Consider the following 23,602-nt stretch of genomic DNA (forward strand, 5'->3'; position numbering starts at 1 on the left):
CTGCCGTCCGGCAGCGGCGCACGCGTTGCCGCGTCATCCGATGCCGATGCGCCGGTGCGCCGGTGCGCCGGTCCGGTGCGATTCGCGGTGTTTCGCGCCGCGCTGCCAGGGTCCGGCCCGCGACGGGGGCTCAGCCCGCCTTCGCGAATGCCCAGCAGTCGTTCGCCGGGAACTCGATCCAGTGCTTGCCCGCCGGACGCGGCACCTGGCCGAACGCCCGCAGGCGCAGGTCGCCGCAATGGAACAGGTATTCCCAGCGGTCGCCGAGATACATCGATGTCACGAGGTCGGCCTGCAGGCGGTTCGCGCCCGGGCCGTCCGCCACCTGCACGCGTTCGAGCCGGATCACGGCCTGCGCGTCCTGTCCTTGCTGCAGGGCTTCGCGCGCCAGCGCCTGCAACTGCCAGCCGTCGCCCGCCAGCGTCACGCGTTCGCCGTCGATCGACGCGACCCGCGCGTCGATCCGGTTGTTGCTGCCCATGAATTCCGCGGTGTACAGCGAGCGCGGCGCGCCATACAGCTCCGACGGCGTACCTTCCTGCTCGATGCGGCCGTTGCGCAGCAGCAGGATGCGGTCGGACATCGCCATCGCTTCCGACTGGTCGTGCGTCACGCACAGCGCCGACAGCCCGAGCGACACGATCAGTTCGCGCAGCCAGGCGCGCGCTTCCTCGCGCAGCTTCGCGTCGAGGTTCGACAGCGGTTCGTCGAGCAGGATCACGGGCGGGTTGTAGACCAGCGCGCGCGCGATCGCGACGCGCTGCTGCTGGCCGCCCGACAGCTGGTGCGGATAGCGCTGCGAGAGATGGCCGAGGCCGAGCTGGTCGAGCGCGGACTGCACGCGGCGCTTTTGCTCCGCGGCCGCGACGCGGCGCAGCTTCAGGCCGTAGCCGACGTTGTCCGCGACGGTGCGGTGCGGCCACAGCGCGTACGACTGGAACACGAGGCCGAGCGAGCGTTGTTCGACCGGGAGGTCGATGCGGCGCGCGCCGTCGAAAAACACCTGATCGTCGAGCCGGATCACGCCGTCCGACGGCTGTTCGAGGCCGGCGACCGCGCGCAGCAGCGTGGTCTTGCCGCTGCCCGACGCGCCGAGCAGGCAGACGACTTCGCCCGCCTTGAGTTCGAACGACACGCCCTTCAGGATCGGGTTGGCGCCGTAGCTGAGAAAGAGGTTGTCGACGCTGAGCTTATCCATGAAGTTTCACTCCGAAACGCAGGGCCACGCCGAGTCCGACGCCGACCATCGCGATGTTGATGACAGAAAGGGCGGCCACCTGGTCGACGGCGCCCGTCGCCCACAGCGACACCAGCAGCGCGCCGATCACCTCGGTGCCGGGAGACAGCAGGTACACGGCCGTCGAATACTCGCGCTCGAAGATCATGAAGATCAGCAGCCACGCGGCGAGCAGGCCGAAGCGCACGAGCGGCAGCGTGACGTCGAGCGACACGCGCGCGCGGGTGCCGCCGACGCTGCGTCCGGCTTCCTCCAGTTCGGGGCCGACCTGCAGCAACGCGCTCTGGATCAGCCGCATCCCGTATGCGAGCCACACGACTGTGTACGCGATCCAGATGCTCCACATCGAATTCTTGATCTCGCGCAGCCCCGGCACGAACAGGAAGATCCACAGGAACGCGAGGCCGGCGAGCAGGCCGGGCACCGCGCGCGGCAGCAGCACGATGTAGTCGAGCAGGCGGGTCGCCCAGTCGTTGCGGCGATGGCCCGCGAACGCGACGAGCGAGTAGAAGCCGATCGCCAGCGCGCCGCCGATCACGCCGATGCCGAGCGTGTTGACGATCGCGCGGACCAGGTTGTCCTGCTCGAACAGTTCGGTGAAGTTGGACAGCGTCAGCACGTCGGCGATCGCCACGCCTTCGCCCCAGTTCGTCACGAACGCGCGCAGCACGATGCCGGACAGCGGCACCGCCACGGTGAGCGCGAGCCACAGCGCGACGATCGCGAGCGCGACCCAGCGCCATGCGCCGAGCGGCAGCACGGTCGAGCGGCCGGCCTTGCCCTTCACCGTGACGAAGCGGTTCGCGGTGCGCAGCAGGCGGCGCTGCAGCAGTACGAGCGGGAACGTGATCGCGATGATGCACACCGCGACCGCGGCCATCAGGTGATACGACGGCACGCCGAGCTTGTTGGTCAGCTTGTACAGGTAGGTGGCGAGCACCAGGTGGCCTTCGGGATCGCCGAGCACGAGCGGCAGCCCGAACACCTCGAAGCCGAGGAAGAACACCAGCACGCCCGAGAACAGCAGCGCGGGCATCGTCATCGGCAGGCTCACGTCGAGCGCGACGCGGAACGGCCGCGCGCCCGACACGCGGGCGGCTTCCTCGACGTCCGAGCCGAGGTTGCGCAGCGCCGCCGACGAGTACAGGTAGACGTGCGGCACGTGCGTCAGGCCGACGATCACGGTGATCGCGAAGACGGAGTAGACGTTCCACGGCACGTCCGATACGCCGAACAGATCTTTGAACCACACGGAATAAAAGCCGACGGGGCCGGCCGCGACGACGTAGCCGAACGCGAGCACCATCGGCGACACGAATACCGGCGTGAGCAGCAGCGGTTCGAGCCAGCGGCGGCCGGGCAGGTCGGTGCGCGCCATCAGGAAGGCGAGGATTCCGCCGAACGGGATCGAGATGAACAGCATGCCGCTCGCGATGACGAACGAGTTTTTCAGGGCCGACCAGAAATCCGGGTCGCTGAAAATGAAGCGGAAGCCGTCGAGGCCGAGCGTGCGGTTCGCGTCGAAGAACGGCGCCGACAGCACGCTCTGGAACAGGATGAAGCCGAGCGGCAGCGCCACCGCGATGGTCAGGACCGCGATGACGATCCAGCGCAGCATGCCGGCGAACGGCCGCAGGCTGCTGACCGGCAGTGTCGGCACGGCCTGGTTGCGCTCGCGCGGGAGGGCGGGAGTGGTCCCGCCGGTGCTGGTTGAAAGCATGAGTTCGCCCCTGCGGCCCACGGGCCGCCTGAATGGAAATCGGAGAAAGGGGGGAGGACGCCCGCGCGGCCGCGCGGGCGTTCAGGCGCGGCGGATCAGCGTTTGATCGCCTGCTGCCATTGCTTGAGGAACGCGAGGCGTTTCGCCTGGTCGAGGTAGACGAGCAGGCCCGAGCCGATCGGGATCGGCTTCAGCGAATCGCCGAGCTCCTTCGTCAGCCCCGCCATCGACGTTTCGCCGGTCACGTCCGCGCGGATCGAGTACAGGTTCGACTGATTCGCGATCAGCGCCTGGCCGCGCTTCGACAGCAGGTAGTCGATCCACAGCTTCGCCGCGTTCGGGCTCTTCGCCTGCTTCGAGATGGTGGCCAGCCGGCTCACGACGAGCGTGTAGTCCTTCGGAAACACATAGCCGATCGACTTGTCCTTCTTCGCCTTCGCATACGCATACGAGCCGATGATGTTGTAGCCGATCAGGTTCTCGCCCGACGAGATGCGCTCCATCATCGCCCCGGTGCTCGACTGCAGCTTCGGCCCCGTCGCGCCGATCGCGCGCACCAGCTCCCAGGTGGCCTTCTCGTTCATGTGCGCGTCCTGCGTCAGGTAGTTGAAACCGACGCCCGACTTCTCGATGTCGTAGGTGGTGACCTTGCCCTTGAACTTCTCGGGCTGCGACTGCAGCAGCTTGATCAGGTCGGCGCGCGTCTTCGGCACTTCGGCGTCGGGGATCAGCCGCTTGTTGTAGACGATCGCGAGCGGTTCGTAGGTGGTGCCGTACGCCTGCTTCTGGTACTGCGCCCATTGCGGCAGGCTGGCCGTTTCCGGCGAATCGTACGACGCCATCAGGCCGTCGTTGACGAGCTTCACCTGCAGATCCATCGCCGAGCTCCACAGCACGTCGGCGCTGGTGCTCTTCGCCGCGTTCTCGCTGACGTAGCGGTTGTACAGCTCGGTGCTGTTCATGTCGTTGTATTCGACCTTCACACCGTACAGGCTTTCGAAATCCTTGATGAGCGGGCGCACGAGACCGGTGTCCGTCGTCGAGTAGACGATCAGCTTGCCTTCCTTCTTCGCGGCATCGATCAAGCCTTGGTAGTTACCTGGATAACCGTCGGGAACCTGAGCCCAGGCGGCGCTCGCAGCGACAGTCAGAACAACGGCAATGCCTTTCAACGCAAACTGCATGTCTTCCTCCGGTTAAGCTGCTGCTCTTTTATGAGTGAGGCGGATGGTAAGTGTGAGGCACTTTCAGCCTGCTTTCATTTCGCGTCACAATAGCTGTCTTTTCCTCATGGATTTCCCGAGGTCGTATATGCGCGTGCTGCTCGTCGAAGACAATCCCATCCTCGCGCAATCGCTGACCGATGCGCTCAGCGCCGCGCACTTCACGGTCGATCACATGGCGGACGGCGAGGCCGCCGATCACGTGCTGCATACGCAGGACTACGCGCTGGTGATCCTCGATCTGGGCTTGCCGAAGCTCGACGGGCTCGAGGTGCTGCGCCGGCTGCGCGCGCGGCGCAACCCGGTGCCGGTGCTGATCCTCACCGCGCACGGGTCGGTCGAGGACCGCGTGAAGGGGCTGGACCTCGGCGCCGACGACTATCTCTCGAAGCCGTTCGAGCTGACCGAGCTGGAGGCGCGCGCCCGCGCGCTGATCCGCCGCAGCCTGGGCCATGAGCACACCCGCGTCGAGTGCGGGCCGCTCGCGTACGACAGCGTCGACCGCAGTTTTCGTCTGAACAATGAAGTGCTCGCGCTGACGCCGCGCGAGCGCTCGGTGCTCGAGGTGCTGGTGCTGCGCAACGGGCGCGCGATCAACAAGGACACGCTGTCCGAGAAAATCTTCGGGCTGGACGAGCTGGTGAATGCCGACGCGATCGAGATCTACGTGTACCGGCTGCGCAAGAAGCTCGAGAACAGCGGCGTCGTGATCGTCACGCTGCGCGGGCTCGGCTATCTGCTCGAGGCGAAGGCCGAATGACGCGGCTCAATCTGCGGATGCAGGTCGGGCTGTGGCTGCTGCTGCCGCTGCTCGGGTTGCTCGCGCTCGATTCGTGGCTGACCTACCAGCGCGCGATGAGCGCCGCGCATACCGCGTTCGACCGCACGCTGGCGTCGTCGATCAAGTCGATCCGCGAGGGCGTGCGTCTCAATCACGGCGACGTCGAGGTCGATCTGCCGTATCTCGCGCTCGAGATGCTCGAATCGAACGACGGCGGCAAGATCTACTACCTGATCCGCGAGGACGGCGGCCGCGCGGTGACCGGCTATCCCGATCTGCCGCTGCCGAAGCAGACCTACGTGGAGCTGTTCACGACGCGTTTCTACGACGCCGTGTATCGCGGCGAGCAACTGCGGATGGCCGCGCTGCGGCTGCCGGTGCACGACGTGCCGAGCGCGCAGACGCGGGTGGTATGGGTGATGGTCGGCGAGACCATCGAGGCGCGCCAGGCGCTCGCGCGCGAGATCCTGGTGGGGTCGCTGCTGCAGGAAGGGCTGCTGGTGGTGCTGGCGCTCGGTATCGTCTGGTTCGGCGTGACGCGCGGCCTGCAGCCGCTCAACCGGCTGTCGGCGAAGGTCGCCGCCCGCGCGGACGACGATCCGACGCCGCTCGACACGGGCGGCATGCCGAGCGAGGTCGCGCCGCTCGTCGACTCGATCAACCAGTACATCGCGCGCACGCAGCGGATGCAGGTCGCGCGCCGGCGCTTCTTCGCCGACGCCGCGCATCAGTTGAAGACACCGCTCGCGGCGGTGCAGGCGGGCGTCGAGCTGGCGCTGCGTCCCGACGAGAGCGCGCGCGTGAACGTGCATCTGCGCCGCGTGAACGGCGCGGTGCGCCAGGCGGCGAAGATCGTCCAGCAGCTGCTGTCGCTGTCGCGGCTCGAGTCGGACAGCGGCTATGCGATCGAACGCAAGCCGATCGCGCTGCACAAGGTCGCGCGCAGCGTGACGCTCGACTGGTCGCCCGTCGCGCGGGCGCGCGGGATCGATCTCGGTTTCGAGCACGAGGCGGACGTCGAGGTGACCGGGCGCGCGGACTTGCTGGCGGAGCTGGTCGGCAACCTGATCGACAACGCGATCCGCTACGCGGGCGACCGCGCGGTGGTCACGGTGCGGATCGCCCGCGACGGCGCCGCCGCGCGGCTCGAGGTGATCGACAACGGGCCGGGCATCGCGGCGGACGAGCGCGATGCGGTGTTCGAGCGCTTCTATCGCAGCGCGCTCACGCAGACCGTCGAGGGGACGGGGCTCGGCCTGTCGATCGTCCGCGAGATCGCGCGCGTGCATCACGGCAAGGTGGCGTTGGCGGATGCGCCGGGCGGCGGGCTGGTGGTGCGGGTGACGCTGCCGGTGCACGCGGCCTGAACGCCGCGAGCGGCGCGCGATGCGCGATGCGTGACGCGCCGGGTTCGCTCAGTCGCCGAAGCCGATTTCCGCCGACACGGCCTGGCCGGTTTCGAGGACCGCGCCGTCGCCCTTCAGGACGATGCCGTTCTTGCCGAACGTCAGCGCGCCGTTCATCTTCGGGTTGTCGCGGTAGACGCTCATCGTGTCGAGCGGCTCGTTCGGCCACGCCGGGTCCGGCGCGCCGGTGTGCTGGTCGATGGTCGGCATCGGGCAGCGCGCGCACAGCTTCACGAGACGCAGCAGCACGTCGTGCGACCCGGCGCGGATCTCCATCTCGTCGACGAAATCCTCGTCGTAGGCTTCGATCCCCGTCACGACCAGGTTGGGCCGGAAACGGTCCATCGGAATCGCCGGCGCGCCCTTGCGCCGCAGCCGCGCATTGAGATCGTCGAGCGACGATTGGCCGATGACGAGCAGCGGGAAGCCGTCGGCGAACTGCGTGTACGAAGGGGTCGGGCCCGTCCATTTGGCGCTGACCGCGCGCCGTGCGGCGGGCGCGAAGTGCGCGAGCCGGGCGGGCGTGCGCAGGTATTCGCTGAACCACGCGGCGGCGTGCGCGCCGGTGTCGAGCGCGCCGACCGTGTCGTGCCATACCGTGGCGGCCATCGGTTCGGCGCGGGGGAGATCGGACGCCGCGAGCGGGGTGCGCAGCTCGGGCATGTCGGGTGCGTTGACGATCAGGTCGCGCTCGCCGATCGCGACGCGTATGCGGGCCAAGAGCGGATGCGCGCGCTGCGTCAGCATTCCGCCTTCGGCATCGGTCACCATCCAGCGGCGGTCGTATTCGAGGCCGGTCGCGAGCAGTCGCGCGCGCTGCAGCGCGATGCCGCCGCACGATTTGATCGGATAGATGAAAAGTTCGCTGATGGCTGGCATGGTGCTGGCTTGAACGGAGGGGCGGGCAAGCCCTGATTTTGCCAGAACCGGAGGGTGTCGTATCGGGGATGGGCAGCGGGATGGGCGGACGCAAGCGCGAGTGCGCGAACCGGCGGATGGGCAGGTGGGGCGGGCGGGCCGGCTTCTCCGGATTCATCGGCGTGCCGGCGCCGGCCGCCCGCGAGCGATGCGAAACGCAACGGCGCGGTTGTCCGATCGGGCTCCGGGGCCGGTCCGCGCAGGCCGGCCCCGCATCGCGTCCCCGCGCCGTCGATTTGAGGTGCATCATGGCGCTGGATCGAATGCGGGGAGACGTCGGATGAATACGCTGGACCAAGGGACGGAGTCGTCGTTGCGCGCGCAAGCATCGTCGGAGCGGTTGCGCCGGTTCGTCGCCGCATTCACCGCGCTGATGGACGCGCGGCCGGACGAAGCACGGATCCTGCGCGACGGGCGCGCGCTGCTCGCCGCGCTGGTCGCGCGGGACGACTGGCTGCCCGCGCCGTGGGGCCGGCCGGATCCCGGCCGTTACCAGCAGTTCCTGCTGCATCGCGATCCGGCCGGGCGCTTCTCGGTCGCGAGCTTCGTGTGGGGGCCGGGGCAGGCCACGCCGGTGCACGACCATACGGTCTGGGGATTGATCGGGATGCTGCGCGGCGCCGAGCTGTCGCAGCCGTTCGCGCTGGCCGCCGACGGGCGGCCGGTCGCGGCGGGCGACGCGCGTCGGCTCGAACCGGGGCAGGTCGAAGCGGTGTCGCCCACGATCGGTGACATCCATTCCGTGAGCAACGCGTTTGCCGACCGCGTATCGATCAGCATTCACGCGTACGGCGCGGACATCGGCGCGGTCGAGCGTTCGATCTATCGCCCGGATGGCGTCCGCCAGCGCTTCGTGTCGGGCTACGCGCCGCCCGTCTGGCCGCCCGACGGCCAGGCCGCTCCTGCCTGATCCTGACGGTACGCGCCGTGTGTGTGCGCCGCCGCATGCCTTCTTTCTTTCGCACGGTTCCTTTTGCCGCTCATGACGCTTTCTCCGCTTACTCTCGCCGCTATCGATCCCGCTGCCGCGGCCCGCTTTCCGACCCTGTCCGCCGAGGCTGTCCGCGCGGCGCTGCTCGCCCGGGATGAAATCGCGCTGCTCGACGTGCGGGAGGAGGATCCGTACGCGCGCGGGCATCCGCTCTGGGCGGCGAATGCGCCGCTGTCCACGCTCGAGCTTCATGCGTGGGCCCGCATACCCCGGCTCGACACGACGATCGTGCTCTACGGCGAAGCGCTCGGCGAGGATCTCGCGCCGCGCGCGGCCGCCGTGCTCGTGACGCTCGGCTATACGCGCGTGCATCTGCTCGAGGGCGGGCTCGCGGGCTGGACGGCGGCGGGCGGGGCGTTGTTCATCGACGTCAACGTGCCGAGCAAGGCGTTCGGCGAGTGGGTCGATGCGAAGCGCCACACGCCGTCGCTGTCCGCGCAGCAGGTGAAGGCGTTGATCGATGCGCGGGCGGATGTCGTGATCGTCGACGCGCGCCGCTTCGACGAATATCAAACGATGAGCATCCCGACCGCGACGAGCATGCCGGGCGCCGAACTGGTGCTGCGGGTGCGCGAACTCGCGCCCGATCCGGCGACGCGGGTGATCGTCAATTGCGCGGGGCGGACCCGCAGCATCATCGGCACGCAGTCGCTGATCAATGCCGGGCTGCCGAATCCGGTGGCGGCGCTGCGCAACGGCACGATCGGCTGGACGCTGGCCGGGCAGGCGCTGGAACACGGCGCCGCGCGGCGTTGTCCCGAGCGGGTCGGCGCGGCCGTGCGCGACGACGCGCGACGGGCGGCGCGGCGGGTCGCCGCGCGCGCGGGCGTGCCGCGGATCGCATGGCGCGATCTGCCGTCGCTCGCGTCGCCCGGACGCACGCTGTACTGCTTCGACGTGCGGACGCCCGACGAATACGCGGCGGGCCACGTACCCGGTTTCGCGCTCGCGCCAGGCGGCCAGCTCGTGCAGGAGACCGATCATCATGCGCCGGTGCGCGGCGCGCGCATCGTGCTGGCCGACGACGACGGCGTGCGTGCCGACATGAGCGCATCGTGGCTCGCGCAGATGGGCTGGGACGTGCATGTGCTGGACCCGGTCGAGCCGGCGGAACGTAGCGCGACCGGTCCGACCGCCGTGCCGGCGCCGGTGCCCGCCGAGGCGGTGCCGCCGGTCGCGCCCGCGACGCTCGCCGGGTGGCTCGCGGCGGCGGGCGCGGACGGCGACGTCGCGGTGCTCGACGTGACGGCCAGCGCGGCGTATGTGAACGGGCATGTGCCGGGCGCCTGGTTCGCGGTGCGTGCTCAGTGGCGCGATGCGCTGCGGCGCGTGCCCGCCGCGCGCCGCTACGTGGTGACGTGCGCGACCGGGCAATTGGCGGCGTTCGCGGCGCAGGATCTGCGCGCATGGCTGCCGGCCGGTGCCGAACGCTATGTGCTGGAAGGCGGAACGCGCGCGTGGATCGCGGCCGGCTTACCGGTCGAGCGCGGCGAAACCCGGCTGGCGTCGGCGCGTGTCGATCGTTATCGGCGTCCGTACGAAGGCACGGAGAATGCCGCCGATGCGATGCAGGCGTATCTCGACTGGGAGTACGGGCTGGTCGCGCAACTCGATCGCGACGGCACGCACCACTTCAACGTGATCTGACTTTTCACGCGACTCGACGCGAGGACGTCCATGCGCGGCGCGGCATGGCCGCATGTCCGTCCGCGGCCGGCGGTTCATCGGGCCGGCACTTCTCTTGAGTGCGGCGTACGCGGCGCACTGCGTACGCGGCGACGGCGCCGCGACATCGATTCCCTTTGAGCGGAGCGGGCGGCCTGCCGGCTTGCGCTCGTGCGCGCCGGCAGTCGTTCGTGGCGCTTCAATCTCGCGCGACGAACGGGCGCATCGAGCGAAGCGGCCGCGTCGGCCAAGTCCGTCGCGAGAGCGGTGCGGCCGTGGGTGTGATGAATATGTAAGAAGAATTAATCAGGAATGGAAGGTTTGCAGGAATGTAAATCAGGGTTTGTCCGGGACCGGTTCCATCAAACCGGCGTCAAGTCTGGCAAGGCCCACAGCGCAGGCGCCTAACAGATTACTGTTCCGTCAGCGCGCGCGTTGCGCCGATCAGACGGCGTTTTATTCAGCATTTTGAAATATCTGGTAATCCGTCAGAATGGCGCCCGCATGGTCTCGCCCATGTGCAGGAACCACACCACACAAAAGAATTTTTGAGGACGGAGAATCAATGAAAAAGCGCGTAGCGTTCGCCTTGACGGCCCTTGCCGCCGCCACTACCGCCCACGCTCAGAGCAGCGTGACCCTCTACGGGATCGTCGATAACGGGTTGACCTATCAGAACAGCAGCACGTCCGTCGGTTCGACGACGGGCGGCCGTTCGGCCGTCAAGATGTCGACGGGCGTGTGGGCGGGCAGCCGCTTCGGCCTGAAGGGCAGCGAAGATCTGGGTGGCGGCTCGAAGGCGATTTTCCAGTTGGAAGCGGGCGTCAACACCGCGAACGGCACGTCGCAGTACGCGGGCGGCATCTTCACGCGTCAAGCGTGGGTCGGCCTGACGAACCCGGCGTACGGTACGCTGACGGCTGGCCGTCAGTACACGGCGTACTACACGCTGCTGTCGCCGTACAGCCCGACGACCTGGCTGACGGGCGCGTTCGGCGCGCATCCGGGCGATATCGATTCGCTCGACACCAGCTATCGCGCGAACAACTCCCTCGTCTACATGTCGCCGAAGTACTACGGCTTCACGTTCGGCGGTTCGTACTCGTTCGGCGGCGTCGCGGGCAGCACGAACGCGGGCTCGACGTGGAGCGCGGGCGTCCAGTACATCAACGGCCCGATGGGCATCGCGGCCGCGTTCCAGCGCGTGAACAACTCGACGCCGGGCGGCGGCGTGTGGGGCGCGAACTCGACGACGCAGAACGGTCTCGGCACCGACGGCAACGGCGCGCAAACGGCCGTGACGGCGATCAACGGCGGCTACCGCACGGCGCAGGCGCAACAGCGCATCGCCGTGACGGCGGGCTATCAGTTCTCGTCGGCGTGGGACGTGTCGGCGTCGTACTCGAACGTCCAGTACATCCCGGGTAGCAACTCGGCGTTCCGCAACACGGCGATCTTCAACACGGCCGGCGCGGTGCTGCACTTCAAGCCGTCGGCTACGTGGGACTTCGCGGGCGGCTACAGCTACACGCGCGCGACCCAGTCGAACGGCGTGACGAGCGCGGCGCAGTACCACCAGTTCTCGCTGTCGCAGTACTACAGCCTGTCGAAGCGCACCGGCCTGTACGCGGTCGAGGCTTACCAGCGCGCGAACGGCAAGACGCTCGCGGGCGGCAAGATCATCGACGCGACCGCGTCGATCGGCGACGGCTTCAACTCGTCGCCGTCGTCGTCGCGCAGCCAGACGGCTGTCGGCGTCGGCATGATCCACCGCTTCTGATGCGACGCGGCGTGCGCGCCGCGTGATGTCGTGAAGCAGTGAGCAGCCGGCCTCGTGCCGGCTGTTTTCGTTTGGGGAGGCGGTGAAGGCGAGTGACCGCGATCGTGACGAGCGCGCCGTGACGCGGAGGCGAGGCCGGCCTGACGGCCGGCTCTGCGTTCCGGACGGAGGCAGGATGCCGGGCCGAGTCGCATGGCGCAGACCGGAAACTTATCGGGAACGGAGGGCGGGGCGCGTCGTTGTCACGCAGGATGGAGGGAGCGGGCCGCGATGCGGAAACGGCCTGGACCGTCAGGTCCGGGCATCGTTGGTGACGGAGATGGCGTCGCCGGTCGCGACGCGGAAGGGATCGCGCGAGACGCCCAGCGAAGCGGGTCCGGACGGCAACGCCTGGGCATCGTTCGCGACGTCGAGTGCGTGGCCGGGCGAGACGCCGAGTGGATCTGGCCGACCGCGATGCGGAAACGGGATGAAGCGTAAGGCCGGCGCATCGTTTGCGATGGGGGGCTGCGTGGCTGGCCGAGACGCTGAAGGGATCGAACGGGCCGCGAAGCGGAACAGGGTGCGCGGGCCGATTGCACGAAGTGGGGGCCGGTTCGGTGGGGCGGTGCGTGCTTGCCGAATGCGTTGCCGAGATCGGCGCCGCGCCGGCTGAGGCCGGCCGTAACCGGAAACGACGACCTGCCGCGTCCGCCGATGATGGCCGAACCACGACCTTCGTGAGTCAACCGTGGCTATCGATCCAGGCGCGCGCCCAATCGAGCCCTGCCTGGCGCGCCTGGTCCTCCGTATCGAACACGCCCAGCACGCTCGACGCTTCGATGAGCTTGTTGTTCTGGGTGATCGTCCCGCTGGCCGCATAGCGCTCCGGCTGGAGGATTTCATCCTGCTGCAGGATCGCGTGCCCCCAGATCTGGTAGCCCTCGTAGCTTTCCGCTTCCATCAGCGCGTGACCTCGATGCCGTGGCCGCGGGTCCCGACCTGCAGGATGTTGCCTTCCGGCGTGATCTGCCGGGGAATCTGCGGCGTGGCCGACAGATCCGGCGCCGCGCGCCCGGCGCCGTCGCGTCGCGCCGTGTTCGGCGCGGGCACCGCGCGCGGCTTGGCGGCGAGCTTCGGGGGCGCGGACGGGGCGACCGGACGATGGACGTTCGTCGGCACGACATGCGGCGCGTTGCGCCGGTTCTTCTGCGTAGTGGCGGGCGTACGCGGCGCGGTGCCGCGCGCCTCCGGCGGATTCCAGACTTCGACATAGTGGTCGCCGGCATACGCCGACGCGGCGAACGCCAATACGCACAACCCGCATCCCGCTCGTTTCACTGTCTCTTCTCCGTATGCGCTGCCTGGACCCCGCGTCGCGCAGGTTGCCGCCGATGCGCGCAGCCGGCAACGGCCGGGACAGCGGGGGCGGCAGGCGGTGATTATCTGCGTTTCCGGGCGCTTGTCCAGCGACGCGTTGCAAGTGCGCAAGGCTGTATGAATATACAGGTTTTGACGGGCGATGTCTGCCTCGCCGCAGAGGGCGTGCGCGACGGACCGGAGGCGGTGCGATGCGCCGTCGACGGGGCGAAGCAAGCGGCGCCCGGCGGGGCGTTCCGCCGCGCGCGGGCAGGACGGCCGGGCGCATGCGGATTCGCCCGCGACCGCCGTTCAAGTTACTAGACGACCGGTCTAATTCTGCGCTATGATCCGCTTCCATGAACGCGACCACCGCCGCCGACGTGCGGCAGCACATCCTCGACACCGCCAAGCCCATCATGCTCTGCAAGGGTTTCACGGGCGTCGGCCTGAACGAGATCCTCGCCGCGGCCGGGATCCCGAAGGGGTCGTTCTATCACTACTTCGGATCGAAGGAAGTGTTCGGCGAAGCGATGCTCGAATCGTATTTCGTCGACTATCTCGCGCACCTCGACGCGCTGCTCGTGCACGGCGGCGGTTCGGCGGCGGAGCGGCTGATGCGCTACTGGAGCCACTGGCAGCTGATGCAGGTCGGCAACGATCCGGAAGGCAAATGCCTCGCGGTCAAGCTCGGCGCGGAAGTATGCGACCTGTCGGAGACGATGCGCGCGGTGCTCAAACGCGGTACCGGCCAGATCGTCGAGCGGCTGGCCGTCTGTATCTCGGAAGGGGTCGGCGACGGCTCGCTCGCGGGCGACTTCGATCCGCCACACATGGCTGCGATGCTGTACGAGCTGTGGCTCGGCGCAACCTTGCTCGAAAAAATCCGGCGCGACGGCACGCCGCTCGACGTGGCGATGGCCACCACCCGGTACCTGTTGCGCCTGCCCGTCGCCGCCTGACTTTCCCGACGCGACGGTTCGCGGCTGCCCGCCGCCCGGTCGCGTTTTTTTGATTCCCTCTCTAGACGACTGGTCTAATAGATTGAGCATCCCGATGCAGAATTTCGATTACTACAACCCCACCCGCATCGTGTTCGGCGAACACACGGTCGAGCGGCTGGCCGATCTGCTGCCGGCGGACGCGCGCGTGCTGGTGCTGTACGGCGGCGCGAGCGCCGAGAAGAACGGCACGCTCGCCGAAGTGCGCTCGGCGCTCGGCGCGCGCACGGTGCGCGAGTTCGGCGGTATCGAGCCGAATCCGTCGTACGAGACGCTGATGCGGGCGGTGGAGCAGGTGCGGGTGGAACGGCTGGATTTCCTGCTCGCGGTCGGCGGCGGTTCGGTCATCGACGGCACCAAGTTCGTCGCGGCGGCCGCCTGCTTCGACGGCGAACCGTGGAGCATGCTCGAGGCGCACGGCGCGAACGTGACGGCCGCGCTGCCGTTCGGCAGCGTGCTGACCTTGCCCGCGACCGGCTCGGAAATGAACAACGGCGGCGTGATCACGCGGCGTGCGACCCAGGCGAAACTCGCGTTTCGCAGCGCGCATACGTTTCCGCTTTTCTCGATTCTCGATCCGAGCAAGACCTATTCGCTGCCGCCGAGGCAGATCGCGAACGGCGTGGTGGACGCATTCACGCACATCGTCGAGCAGTACCTGACCTATCCCGTCGACGGCCGTGCGCAGGACCGGTTCGCCGAGGGTCTGCTGCAGACGCTGATCGAGATCGGCCCGAAGGCGCTCGCCGAGCCGCACGATTACGCGGTGCGGGCCAATCTGATGTGGGTCGCGACGCTCGCGCTGAACGGCCTGATCGGCGCGGGCGTACCGCAGGACTGGGCGACCCACATGATCGGCCACGAACTGACCGCGCGCTACGACATCGACCATGCGCGCACGCTCGCGATCGTGCTGCCGTCGATGTTGACCGTGCGCCGCGAAGCGAAACGCGCGAAGCTGCTGCAATACGCGCAGCGCGTATGGAATCTCACCGAAGGCACCGAGGATGCGCGGATCGACGCGGCGATCGCCCGTACCCGCGCGTTCTTCGAAAGCCTCGACGTCAAGACGCGTCTGCCGGACTATGGCGTGGCGGCGGACGCGATCGACGGCCTGATCGCGCAACTCGACACGCACGCGATGACGGCGCTCGGCGAGCGCCGGGACGTGACGCTCGAGGTCAGCCGCCGCGTGCTGGAAGCCAGCCTTTGAGCGGTCCGCCGTTCGGCGGACCGGTTTGCCCGCGTCATCTTTACAAGGAGCCGCACCGATGAAGATCCTCGTTGTTCTCACTTCGCACGACCAACTCGGCGACACCGGCAGGAAAACCGGTTTCTGGCTCGAAGAACTGGCCGCGCCGTACTACGTGTTCAAGGATGCGGGCGCCGAGCTGACGCTCGCGTCGCCGCTGGGTGGCCAGCCGCCGCTCGATCCGAAGAGCAGCGATCCCGCGTCGCAGACCGATGCGACGCGCCGCTTCGACGCCGATGCGCACGCGAAAGCGGCGCTCGCCTCGACCCGCCGGCTCGCCGACGTGTCGATCGGCGACTACGATGCGGTGTTCTACCCCGGCGGCCACGGTCCGCTGTGGGATCTGTCCGAGGACCGGCACTCGATCGCGCTGATCGAGCAGGCGCTCGCGGCCCGCAAGCCGGTCGCGGCCGTCTGTCACGCGCCGGGCGTGCTGCGCCACGTGAAGGACGCGGCGGGCGCGCCGCTCGTCCGAGGCAAGCGCGTGACCGGTTTCACCAACAGCGAGGAAGCGGCGGTGGAGTTGACCGACGTCGTGCCGTTCCTCGTCGAGGACATGCTGAAAGCCAACGGCGGCGAGTATTCGCGCGGCGCCGACTGGGCGCCGCACGCCGTGGTTGACGGCCTGCTGATCACCGGGCAGAACCCCGCGTCGTCGGAGCCGGTCGCCGAAGCGCTGCTGAAGCTGCTGGGTCACGCCTGAACCCGAGCCGGCGCGCGGCGCCGGCGTTTCCCCCGATCCCGATCCCGGCCGCTCGTTGGCACGGGGCGGGATTGCCGTGCTTCGTTACGGATGACTAAACTGCAGGAAGGAGTTGACGATGTCCGCGTTGTTCGAACCATTCAAGCTTAAAGACGTCACGCTGCGCAATCGCATCGCGGTGCCCCCCATGTGCCAGTACGTCGCCGTCGACGGTGTCGTCAACGACTGGCACCAGGTCCATCTCGCGAGCATCGCGCGCGGCGGCGCGGGACTCGTGATCGCCGAGGCGACCGCGGTGTCGCCGGAAGGCCGCATCACGCCGGGCTGCACCGGCCTGTGGAACGATGCGCAGGCGGCCGCGTTCGCGCCGTCGGTCGCGGCGATCAAGGCGGCGGGCGCGGTCCCGGGCATCCAGCTCGCGCATGCGGGCCGCAAGGCCAGCGCGAACCGCCCGTGGGAGGGCGACGACCATATCGCGGATGGCGATCCGCGCGGCTGGCCGACGCTCGCGCCGTCGGCCGTGCCGTTCGGCGCGCATCTGCCGAAGCTGCCGCGCGCGATGACGACCGACGACATCGCCCGGGTGCAGGCCGACTACGTCGCGGCCGCGCGGCGGGCGCGCGACGCGGGTTTCGAATGGCTCGAACTGCATTTCGCGCACGGCTATCTGGCCCAGAGTTTCTTCTCCTCGCACTCCAATCGGCGCGACGACGCCTACGGCGGCTCGCCGGACAACCGCAGCCGCTTTCTGATCGAGACGCTGGCGGCGGTGCGCAAGGTCTGGCCGGAGCATCTGCCGCTCACGGCGCGTTTCGGCGTGATCGAGTACGATGGCCGGGATGACGACACGCTCGCCGAGTCGATCGAACTCGCGAAGCGCTTCAAGCAGGAAGGTTTAGATCTGCTGAGCGTTACGATCGGGTTCTCGACGCCGTCCGCGCAGATTCCCTGGGGGCCGGCGTTTCTCGCGCCGATCGCCGAGCGGGTGCGCCGCGAGGCGCAGCTGCCGGTGGCGTCGGCATGGGGGATCGATACCCCCGAGCTGGCGCAGCGCGTGATTGAGGACGGGCAGCTCGATCTCGTGATGGTCGGCCGCGCGCATCTGGCGGACCCGCACTGGCCGTATTACGCTGCGAAGGCACTGGGCGTCGAGCGGCCGGCGTGGACCTTGCCCGCGCCGTACGCGCACTGGCTCGAGCGGTACAAGGTCGCGTCGAAGGCGGCCTGAGCGGGCGGCGGCCCGGCGCGTCTCGACCGGATGCGCGCCGGCCGCCGGTTCCGGGTGCGGCAGCGGATGAGGAATCAGCCGGCGTAGATGTAGATGCAAGTGCAGGTGCAGCAACGATATAAAACAACCGAATCCCGGAGCCCCACGATGACAACGCTCAATATCAACGGCGCGACGCATGACGTCGACGCGCCCGGCGACATGCCGCTTCTCTGGGTCCTGCGCGACCTGGTCGGCCTGACCGGCACGAAATTCGGCTGCGGCATCGCGCAATGCGGCGCGTGCACCGTGCATCTCGACGGCGTGGCCGTGCGTTCGTGCGTGCTGCCCGTCGCGGCGGTCGGCGACAAGAAGATCACGACGATCGAGGCGGTGGGCGCGACGCCCGCCGGCCAGAAGGTGCAGCAGGCGTGGCGCGCGCTCGACGTCGTGCAGTGCGGCTATTGCCAGTCCGGGCAGGTGATGGCGGCGGCGTCGCTGCTGGCGTCGAACCCGGCGCCGACCGACGCCGACATCGACGCGGCGATGGCGGGCAACATCTGCCGCTGCGGCACCTACAACCGCGTGCGCGCGGCGATCAAGCAAGCCGCGAAGGGGGCCTGACATGTCGCAAGGACTGATCGAGGCCGGCCGCGCGGCCGTGGCGGACGCCGCCGACGCCGCGGGCGTATCGCGGCGCACGTTCCTCAAATTCGGCATGACGCTCGGCGCGGCGGCGGGCGGCGGTTTTCTGCTCGCATTCAGCGTGCCGGCGGCGGGCGACGACGCGCGCAAATCGGTGATCGGCGGCGATGCGGTCGAAACGCCGCAGCCCGGCGTGTTCGCGCCGAACGCGTTCGTGCAGATCGACCGGTCGGGCCGGGTCACGCTGGTGATGCCGAAGGTCGAGATGGGCCAGGGCGTCTATACGTCGCTGCCGATGCTGATCGCGGAAGAACTGGAAGTACCGCTGTCGAGCGTGACGCTCGATCACGCGCCGCCCAACGAGAAACTGTTCCTCGATCCGCTGCTCGGCGGCCAACTGACCGGCGGCTCGACGTCGATCCGCTACGCGTGGGAGCCGATGCGGCGCGCGGGCGCGACGGCGCGCACGCTGCTGGTCGCGGCGGCCGCGCAGCAGTGGAAGGTCGATCTCGCATCGTGCAGCGCGCAGGGCGGCGAGGTCCGGCATCCGGCGAGCGGCCGCCGGCTCGCCTACGGGCAGCTGGCGGACGCGGCCGCGAAGCTGCCGGTGCCGCAGAACGTCGTCTTGAAGAAGCCGGAGGACTTCACGCTGATCGGCAAGCCGGTCAAGCGGCTCGACTCGCCGGAGAAGGTCGACGGCACCGCGCAGTTCGGCCTCGACGTGCGCGTGCCGGGCATGCTGTACGCGGTGATCGTCAACAGCCCGGTGTTCGGCGGCACGGTGGCGAGCGTCGACGACACGGTCGCGAAGCAGGTGCCGGGCGTGCGCCAGGTCGTGCGGGTCGACAACGCGGTGGCGGTGGTCGGCGATCACACGTGGGCGGCGAAGCGCGGCGCGTCGGCGCTCGTGATCAAGTGGAACGAAGGTGCGGGCGCGAAGGTGTCGATGCAGGACATCGTCGCGGATCTCGCGAAGGCGGCCGAGCGCGAAGGCGCGGTCGCCCGCAAGGAAGGCGACGTCGCGAAGGCGTTCTCGGGCGCGAAGACGCGGGTGGACGCGGTGTATCAGCAGCCGTTTCTCGCGCACGCGACGATGGAACCCGTCAACTGCACGGTGCACGTGCGCCCCGACGGTTGCGACATCTGGGTCGGCACGCAGGTGCCGACGCGCGTGGTCGACGTCGCGCAGCGGGTCACGGGGCTGCCGGCCGGGAAGATCGCCGTCAACAATCACCTGCTGGGCGGCGGGTTCGGGCGGCGTCTCGAGACCGACATGGTCGAGCAGGCGCTCAAGATCGGCAAGCAGGTGAGCGCGCCGGTGAAGGTGGTGTGGACGCGCGAGGAGGACATCCAGCACGACATGTATCGCCCGTACTACTACGACCGCATCTCCGCCGGGCTCGACGCGAACGGCAAGCCGGTCGCATGGCAGCATCGGATCGTCGGCTCGTCGATCATGGCGCGCTTCGCGCCGCCCGCGTTCAAGGACGGCATCGATCCGGACGCGGTCGAGGTGGCGGCGGAACTGCCCTACGACCTGCCGAACCAGCGCGTCGAATACGTGCGGCAGGAGCCGCGCCACGTGCCGACCGCGTTCTGGCGCGGCGTCGGTCCGACGCGCGGCACGTTCGTCGTCGAGAGCTTCATCGACGAACTGGCGGCCCAGGCGAAGGCCGATCCGGTCGCGTACCGGCGCGCGCTGCTCGGCAAGTCGCCGCGCGCGCTGAACGTGCTCGATACCGCGACCCGGGCCGCCGGCTGGGGCGCGTCGATGCCGAAGGGGCAGGGGCGCGGCGTATCGGTGATGCACGCGTTCGGCAGCTTCTTCTCGATGGTCGCCGACGTGGCGATCGACAACGGCGACGTGACGGTCAAGCGGGTGGTGTGCGCGGTCGATTGCGGGATGGTGGTGAACCCCGACACCATCGAGGCGCAGGTGCAGGGCGGGATCATCTTCGGGATCACCGCCGCGCTGTACGGCGAGATCACGATCAAGGACGGCCGGGTCGAGCAGACCAACTTCACCGACTACCGGATGCTGCGGATCGACCAGACGCCGTCGATCGACGTGCACATCGTGAAGAGCGCCGAAGCGCCGGGCGGTATCGGCGAACCCGGCACGGCGGCGCTCGCGGCGGCGGTCGCGAACGCGATCTACGCGGCCACCGGCAAGCGGCTGCGGCAGATGCCGGTGGGCAGCCAATTGCAAACCGCTCAACAGGCCTGACGCGAGGATGCCGATGATCGATCTGAAAAAAGCGGGGCGCGCCGTCCGGGCGCTGGGTGCGGCGCTGGCGGCCGCGTGCGTGTCGAGCGCGGCGCTCGCCGCGGCGCCCGACGATGCCGCGCTGGTTGCGCGCGGCGCCTATCTCGCGAAGGCGGGCGACTGCATCGCGTGCCACACGGCGCCGCACGGCCAGCCGTTCGCGGGCGGCCTGAAGATGGTCACGCCGATGGGCGCGATCTACACGACCAACATCACGCCCGATCGCGACACCGGGATCGGCGGCTACACGGAGGCGGAGTTCGGCAAGGCGCTGCGCGCGGGCGTGGCGAAGGACGGCCACAACCTGTATCCGGCGATGCCGTATCCGTCGTACGCGAAGGTGAAGGACGACGACGTGAAGGCGCTGTACGCGTACTTCATGCACGGCGTCGAGCCGGTCAAGGCGCCGAACCGCGCGTCCGACATCCCGTGGCCGCTCAACATGCGCTGGCCGCTCAAGATCTGGAACGCGGTGTTTCTCGACACCGCGATCTACCAGGACAAGCCGGACCGGGATGCCGCGTGGAATCGGGGCGCCTATCTGGTGCAGGGCCTCGGACACTGCGGGTCGTGCCACACGCCGCGCGGAGTCGGCTTCCAGGAGAAGGCGCTCGACGAAAGCGGGCCGGCGTTCCTGTCCGGCGCGCTGATCGACCACTGGTTCGCGTCGAACCTGACGGGCGAGCACAACGTCGGGCTCGGCCGCTGGAGCGAGGCCGACGTCGCGCTGTTCCTGAAAACCGGCGCGAACCAGCATGCGACGGCGTTCGGCTCGATGACGAGCGTGATCAACCACAGCATGCAGGCGATGACGGACGACGACCTGAGCGCGATCGCGCGCTACCTGAAGGCGCTGCCGCCGGCGGGCGGCACGGGCGCGCCGCCCTATCAGTACGATCCGAAGGCGACGCAGGCGGCGCTGCTGCGGCCGTCGGGCAATGCGGGCGCGACGGTGTACGGCGCGTACTGCATGCATTGCCACGGGACCGACGGCCGTGCGTTCGCGCCGCTGCTCGCGCCGCTCGCGGGCAATCCGAACGTGCTGGAAGCCAATCCGGCGTCGCTGATCAACGTGACGCTGAACGGCACCGAGGATCTGGTGATCCAGGGGTTGCCGTCCGCCTATCCGATGCCGAAATTCGCGAACGTGCTGACGGACCGGCAGATCGCCGATGTGCTGACCTTCATCCGGACCGGTTGGAACAATCGCGGCGCGACGATCGAGGCGGCCGAGGTCGCGAAGCTGCGCCGCGCGACGCAGTGACCTCGCGCCGCGCGGCGGCGCCGAGCCGTGGCGGCCGTTGAAGCGCTTCGCCCCGTTGCGGGGGGCGAGGCGCGGTAACATGGCGCATCGCCACTTCCGGGGGCCCTATGCCGCCTGTTACCTTCGTCACGACCGACCGGCTCGACGACACGGCCGTCGACCTGATCTCGGAAGGTCTTAGCGCATTCAACGTCGAGCGGACCGGGGTCGACGATCAGCGTCCGCTTGCCGTGCTGGCGAAAGATCCGGCGACCGGCGAGGTGCTCGGCGGGCTGACCGGCCGGACGTCGCTCGGGCTGCTGTTCATCGATCTGCTTTACCTGCCGGACGCGCTGCGCGGCACGGGCACCGGTGCCGAGCTGCTGCGCCTCGCCGAGGCGGAAGGACGCGCGCGCGGCTGCAAGTCGGGCGTGCTGTACACCATCAGTTTCCAGGCGCCGGGGTTCTACGAGAAATTCGGCTGGCACCGTTTCGGCGAGGTGCCGTGCGATCCGCCGGGTACAAGCCGGGTATTCATGTCCAAGTCGCTCGCCTGAGCCCGCGCCTGCCGGGCGCCGCGCCGGAAGCGGCGCCAGGCCCTGCCGCGATGACGCCGGCCGCACTCGCGCCGAGCGCGCGCCGGCTCCGCCTCACTTTTCGTTCAGAGATTCCATGGCCCATACCGCGCCTGTTTCCCCGGATCCGTCCGGTCGCCCGAAAACTCAGACGATCGCACTGGGCGTGCTGTACGCGCTGCTCGTCGCGCTGGCGTTGTGGGTGATCGCCGATTTCATTCCCGCGATCGTGTGGGCTTGCGTGATCGCGATCGCGCTGTGGCCCGCGCTGCATCGTATCGAAGCGCAGCCGTGGTTCGCGGGCCGCAAGACGCTGATCGCGGCCGCGCTCACCGCGGCGGTCGCGTTGCTGCTGGTGGTGCCGGTCGTGATCGGGCTGGTGCAGGCGGCCGGACAGACCCACGAACTGTTCGAATGGGTGCGCGGCGTGCAGCAGAACGGCATTCCGGTGCCGGACGCCGTCAGTCACCTGCCGTTCGGCGCGCAGCAGGTGGACGCATGGTGGCAGGCGAATCTCGCGAAGCCGCTGCATGCGTCGACGGCGGTCAAGGGTGTGAACGGCGAGACCTTTCTGGCGTTCACCCGGCACTTCGGCTCGCGGGTCGCGCACGCGGCCGTGCTGTTCGGGTTCATGCTGGTCACGCTGTTCGTGATCTTCCAAGCCGGCCCGCGCCTGTCCGGCGCGTTGCTGAAAGGCGTGCAGCGCGCGTTCGGCGCCGACGGCGCCGCGTTGATCCAGCGCATGGTGGCCGCCGTGCACGGCACGGTGACGGGCCTCGTCGTCGTCGGGCTCGGCGAGGGCGCGCTGCTCGGGGTCGCGTATGCGGTCGCGGGCGTACCGCACGCGGCGCTGCTCGGCCTCGTGACGGCGGTGGCCGCGATGCTGCCGTTCTGCGCGCCGCTGGTGTTCTGCGGCGCCGCGCTGTGGCTGTTTGCGCAGGGCATGGCCGGATGGGCGATCGGTCTGGCCGCGTTCGGCTTCGTCGTCGTGTTCATCGCCGAACATTTCGTGCGGCCGGTGCTGATCGGCAGCTCCGCGCGACTGCCGTTCCTGCTCGTGCTGTTCGGCATCCTGGGCGGCGCGGAAACCTTCGGCCTGCTCGGCCTGTTCATCGGCCCCGCGCTGATGACCGTGCTCACCGTGCTGTGGGCGGAGTGGGTCGACTGATCGCGGCCGATGCCGTCGCGGGTCATTCGGCCCGCCGCGTGCGCCGATGCGCGATCCCGGTTTCAAGCGTGGACGCGGATCGCGGCATCGCGGCGGCGGACTCGCTCGGCGGCGGCGCGGCTTGCGCCGCTTGGCCCGAGCCGTCCCGGCCGGCGCGTACTCGATGCAAGCAATCGGTCGTCTTGCGCATTCGGCGCGCGAATGTCGTCTCATGCATCGATCGGGCCCGCCGCATCGTCGTCGCGAACTTGGGCGGTCGCGGTACGGCATGCGCTGCCGGGGCGGGCGCCGCCGGGCTATTGCATACCCGATACGGGTAATTGCCTCGTTTATCTCCGATGGGTGAGGGTATCGGCGCGACGGGGTGAGCACCGGCCGCGCCCGCGCGCGGCCAAGCCGGTTGATCGCTCGCGATTGCGGCATTAACGCGAGTTAATGCCGGGCTTTCGCAACAGAAGCGGGGTGAAACGGAGCGCGCATGAC

20 protein-coding genes are annotated in these 23,602 nt (G+C 69.0%); 14 read left to right on the forward strand and 6 right to left on the reverse strand.

Going from position 1 to position 23,602, the window contains the following annotated elements:
• Positions 1 to 130 precede the first annotated feature (130 nt).
• The 3 genes from RZR99_RS19340 to RZR99_RS19350 all read right to left on the reverse strand — a co-directional run bounded on the left by RZR99_RS19340 (position 131) and on the right by RZR99_RS19350 (position 4,141).
• A complete protein-coding gene (locus tag RZR99_RS19340; protein ID WP_323121377.1) occupies positions 131 to 1,198 on the reverse strand; it encodes an ABC transporter ATP-binding protein in 1,068 nt (355 codons plus the stop codon).
• The gene (locus RZR99_RS19345) at positions 1,191 to 2,957 is read right to left on the reverse strand and encodes an ABC transporter permease (RefSeq protein ID WP_323121378.1); all 1,767 of its coding nucleotides are present in this window, start codon (positions 2,955 to 2,957) and stop codon (positions 1,191 to 1,193) included. Before RZR99_RS19345 ends, RZR99_RS19340 begins: the two co-directional genes overlap by 8 nt.
• 95 nt (positions 2,958 to 3,052) lie before the next feature.
• Entirely contained in the window at positions 3,053 to 4,141 is a 1,089-nt protein-coding gene (locus RZR99_RS19350; RefSeq protein ID WP_323121379.1) for an ABC transporter substrate-binding protein, read from the reverse strand.
• Positions 4,142 to 4,268: 127 nt separating this feature from the next.
• On the opposite strand from RZR99_RS19350, the gene RZR99_RS19355 reads away from it, so the two are divergent.
• Together RZR99_RS19355 and RZR99_RS19360 are read left to right on the forward strand one after the other, a co-directional pair.
• The gene (locus tag RZR99_RS19355; RefSeq protein WP_323121380.1) at positions 4,269 to 4,940 is read left to right on the forward strand and encodes a response regulator; all 672 of its coding nucleotides are present in this window, start codon (positions 4,269 to 4,271) and stop codon (positions 4,938 to 4,940) included.
• Positions 4,937 to 6,328 (forward strand): sensor histidine kinase, encoded by a 1,392-nt coding sequence (locus tag RZR99_RS19360; protein WP_323121381.1) that lies wholly within the window; start codon positions 4,937 to 4,939, stop codon positions 6,326 to 6,328. Before RZR99_RS19355 ends, RZR99_RS19360 begins: the two co-directional genes overlap by 4 nt.
• A 48-nt stretch (positions 6,329 to 6,376) precedes the next feature.
• Here RZR99_RS19360 and RZR99_RS19365 read toward each other — a convergent pair whose 3' ends face one another.
• Positions 6,377 to 7,246: an MOSC domain-containing protein gene (locus RZR99_RS19365; RefSeq protein WP_323121382.1), complete on the reverse strand. Its 870-nt coding sequence runs from the start codon at positions 7,244 to 7,246 to the stop codon at positions 6,377 to 6,379.
• Between the two features lie 319 nt (positions 7,247 to 7,565).
• Between RZR99_RS19365 and RZR99_RS19370 the strand changes: the two genes are divergently transcribed.
• The 3 genes from RZR99_RS19370 to RZR99_RS19380 all read left to right on the forward strand — a co-directional run bounded on the left by RZR99_RS19370 (position 7,566) and on the right by RZR99_RS19380 (position 11,721).
• Positions 7,566 to 8,195, forward strand: a complete 630-nt coding sequence (locus RZR99_RS19370) for a cysteine dioxygenase family protein (protein WP_323121383.1) — start codon at positions 7,566 to 7,568, stop codon at positions 8,193 to 8,195.
• A gap of 72 nt (positions 8,196 to 8,267) precedes the next feature.
• Entirely contained in the window at positions 8,268 to 9,923 is a 1,656-nt protein-coding gene (locus RZR99_RS19375) for a rhodanese-related sulfurtransferase (protein WP_323121384.1), read from the forward strand.
• A 583-nt stretch (positions 9,924 to 10,506) separates the two neighbouring features.
• Positions 10,507 to 11,721 (forward strand): porin, encoded by a 1,215-nt coding sequence (locus RZR99_RS19380; RefSeq protein ID WP_323121385.1) that lies wholly within the window; start codon positions 10,507 to 10,509, stop codon positions 11,719 to 11,721.
• 724 nt (positions 11,722 to 12,445) lie between these two features.
• On the opposite strand, the gene RZR99_RS19385 is transcribed toward RZR99_RS19380, so the two are convergent.
• Positions 12,446 to 12,664, reverse strand: a complete 219-nt coding sequence (locus RZR99_RS19385; protein ID WP_323121386.1) for a hypothetical protein — start codon at positions 12,662 to 12,664, stop codon at positions 12,446 to 12,448.
• On the reverse strand, positions 12,664 to 13,041 hold the full coding sequence (locus tag RZR99_RS19390; RefSeq protein ID WP_323121387.1) for a hypothetical protein: 378 nt from the start codon (positions 13,039 to 13,041) through the stop codon (positions 12,664 to 12,666). Before RZR99_RS19390 ends, RZR99_RS19385 begins: the two co-directional genes overlap by 1 nt.
• A gap of 377 nt (positions 13,042 to 13,418) precedes the next feature.
• On the opposite strand from RZR99_RS19390, the gene RZR99_RS19395 reads away from it, so the two are divergent.
• The 9 genes from RZR99_RS19395 (at position 13,419) to RZR99_RS19435 (ending at position 23,119) form a co-directional block, all read left to right on the forward strand.
• Positions 13,419 to 14,021 (forward strand): TetR/AcrR family transcriptional regulator, encoded by a 603-nt coding sequence (locus tag RZR99_RS19395; protein WP_323121388.1) that lies wholly within the window; start codon positions 13,419 to 13,421, stop codon positions 14,019 to 14,021.
• A gap of 94 nt (positions 14,022 to 14,115) precedes the next feature.
• Positions 14,116 to 15,273 (forward strand): iron-containing alcohol dehydrogenase, encoded by a 1,158-nt coding sequence (locus RZR99_RS19400; protein WP_323121389.1) that lies wholly within the window; start codon positions 14,116 to 14,118, stop codon positions 15,271 to 15,273.
• Positions 15,274 to 15,331: 58 nt separating this feature from the next.
• Positions 15,332 to 16,015, forward strand: coding sequence for a type 1 glutamine amidotransferase domain-containing protein (locus RZR99_RS19405; RefSeq protein WP_323121390.1), 684 nt, complete (start codon positions 15,332 to 15,334; stop codon positions 16,013 to 16,015).
• 118 nt (positions 16,016 to 16,133) lie between these two features.
• Entirely contained in the window at positions 16,134 to 17,243 is a 1,110-nt protein-coding gene (locus RZR99_RS19410) for an NADH:flavin oxidoreductase/NADH oxidase (RefSeq protein WP_323121391.1), read from the forward strand.
• A 147-nt stretch (positions 17,244 to 17,390) separates the two neighbouring features.
• Positions 17,391 to 17,846: a (2Fe-2S)-binding protein gene (locus RZR99_RS19415; RefSeq protein WP_323121392.1), complete on the forward strand. Its 456-nt coding sequence runs from the start codon at positions 17,391 to 17,393 to the stop codon at positions 17,844 to 17,846.
• Position 17,847: 1 nt separating this feature from the next.
• Positions 17,848 to 20,094 (forward strand): xanthine dehydrogenase family protein molybdopterin-binding subunit, encoded by a 2,247-nt coding sequence (locus tag RZR99_RS19420; RefSeq protein ID WP_323121393.1) that lies wholly within the window; start codon positions 17,848 to 17,850, stop codon positions 20,092 to 20,094.
• Positions 20,095 to 20,101: 7 nt separating this feature from the next.
• The gene (locus RZR99_RS19425; RefSeq protein ID WP_407655476.1) at positions 20,102 to 21,397 is read left to right on the forward strand and encodes a c-type cytochrome; all 1,296 of its coding nucleotides are present in this window, start codon (positions 20,102 to 20,104) and stop codon (positions 21,395 to 21,397) included.
• 107 nt (positions 21,398 to 21,504) lie between these two features.
• Complete coding sequence (locus RZR99_RS19430) at positions 21,505 to 21,933, forward strand: GNAT family N-acetyltransferase (protein ID WP_323121395.1); 429 nt, start codon at positions 21,505 to 21,507, stop codon at positions 21,931 to 21,933.
• 115 nt (positions 21,934 to 22,048) lie between these two features.
• The gene (locus RZR99_RS19435) at positions 22,049 to 23,119 is read left to right on the forward strand and encodes an AI-2E family transporter (RefSeq protein ID WP_323121396.1); all 1,071 of its coding nucleotides are present in this window, start codon (positions 22,049 to 22,051) and stop codon (positions 23,117 to 23,119) included.
• Positions 23,120 to 23,602: the final 483 nt, after the last annotated feature.

Origin of the sequence: Burkholderia alba (genome assembly GCF_034721475.1) — a bacterium.
Classification (GTDB): Bacteria; Pseudomonadota; Gammaproteobacteria; order Burkholderiales; family Burkholderiaceae; genus Burkholderia; species Burkholderia alba.